This is a genomic window from Sphingobacterium sp. UBA7253 (assembly GCF_002472745.1).
GTDB lineage: Bacteria > Bacteroidota > Bacteroidia > Sphingobacteriales > Sphingobacteriaceae > Sphingobacterium > Sphingobacterium siyangense.
On sequence record NZ_DKSP01000146.1, the window covers coordinates 3,254 to 5,117 of the forward strand.

General features: G+C 42.9%; 2 protein-coding genes. Both read left to right on the forward strand.

Features of this window, described 5'->3' with window-relative positions; genetic code table 11:
• The first annotated feature begins 134 nt into the window (after positions 1–134).
• Positions 135–1,100, forward strand: a complete 966-nt coding sequence (locus B2X72_RS15010) for a DUF1735 domain-containing protein (RefSeq protein ID WP_088160201.1) — start codon at positions 135–137, stop codon at positions 1,098–1,100.
• Between the two features lie 207 nt (positions 1,101–1,307).
• Positions 1,308–1,864, forward strand: a 557-nt coding sequence (locus tag B2X72_RS15015; protein ID WP_286850325.1) for a carboxypeptidase-like regulatory domain-containing protein, incomplete at its 3' end; no start/stop codon positions are given.

Sequence of the window (1,864 nt, forward strand, 5' to 3'; positions counted from 1 at the left end):
TTCCAATACGCAATCTTTACCCACAGACTGAAATAAATTTAAATGCGAACGTTCCCAAATTGACGAATGGATTTTCGGATCCAATCTTTTGGGATATCAATTGATCAACATCATCAACTAAAGCTTGAAAATCAATGAAAATAAATAAAAAATCACTATTAGGCGTGGCAGCTGTTGCCTTGAGTATGACGCTCTGGGGCTGCGTGAAAGAAAAAGGTGTCTTTGAAGATGGTGGAAGTTCAGGTATCGTGCAGCTTGTACTTCCTGCACGGACAAGCAGTACGGCAATTGCCCGTGCTGTGACGACTGTTTTTGAAGCCCTGGACGTTGTGACGCTGCCTGTAAAAGTTCAGTTGACAGGCGCACAGGGTGCCACAGAAGAGCTGAAGCTAACCTTGAAAATAAACGACGGCTCTGTTGAAAAATACAACCTGGCCTGGCAATCTAAATATGAAGCATTGCCTACTCGTTTATATGCTGTGGACACTTATGATGTTATCATCCCCAAAGGGGCAAAAGAAGCTATCTTGAATATTAAAATTTATCCTCCACGTTTTACTGCCATCGATTTTACCAAATCCTATGCGCTTGGCGTTCAGATCCAGTCTGCGACAGGAGGAAAGATCAGCGGAAATTATGCCGAGGGGGTTTATGCGGTGTCGATAAAAAATAAGTACGATGGTATTTATGAGGTCACAGGAACCTATCAGGACTATGTTAATGCTGCATTCACGGGGATCTATCCACAGACCGCAAATCTTGTTACGCTCACAGGTAATACCAGTGAAATTAATTATACAACCTTCAATAACGGTAGTTCTCCACATTCCTATTACTTTAACGCAGGGGGATCAAATTCATATTTCGGCAATTGGAGCCCGATATTCACGTTTGACAATGCAACGAATAAGGTCACAGGGGTGACAAACTATTATGGACAGGGTACCAATAGTAGTGGACGGTATGGCGAGATCGACAATACGGCAAATAACTATTATGATCCAGCAACTAAGACCATACATGTGACGTATTATCTTGTCCAGCCTTCTGGACGGCGGGGGAAATTTACGGAGATTTATACGTTCAAAAAAACGCGTTAGTCGATACAAAGTTACCACAGCACTTTTTCAATATATTTATAGCTATTTTGCAGGGCGGCTGAGTACACAGTCGCCTTTTTAGTATTACCTTTTTGTTAAGCTTTCGTGGCTTGCTAACTCGGTTTAGTTAAAAACTGTTAATGTTTTATTGACTCTGCCTTCATATAGCATTTGTAATCTTGTACCCATAAATCAAATGCGCTACTTATGAAATTTAAAGCCAACAATGTCTTTTGGTTGTTATGTGCCATTGCAGCGAGCTCACCCGCTGTTCAAGCCAAATCGCTCACACTAACCACGTCACAATTTACGCATGTACAGGGGATCGTCAAAGGCCGTGTCCTCGACGCTCAAGGAAATGCTGTCGCCGGAGCAACCGTTCAAAATTTGAAAAGTAAAAAATCTGTTCAGTCTGACGAAAAAGGAAATTTTCAGATCGAAGCCGAAATGGGCGATAACCTGAGTGTTTCCTTTATTGGGTATAGCAGACTTGTGCAAGCTGTTACCCAATCCAATGGGCAGATATTTTCCCTACAGACTGATGAGAACACACTGGAAGAGGTGACCATCTCTATCGGATATCAGCGGATCAGAAAGTCGGATGTCACTGGAGCTATTGCCAGTGTTAAGGCCGAGGAACTCAATTTGAGCGCACCAAAATTATCCCAGGCATTGGTTGGTAAAGTAGCCGGCGTACAGGTGATGCAAACAAGTGGTGCTCCATACGATGGGACCAAAATGCGTGTTCGCGGAATGGGATCGAT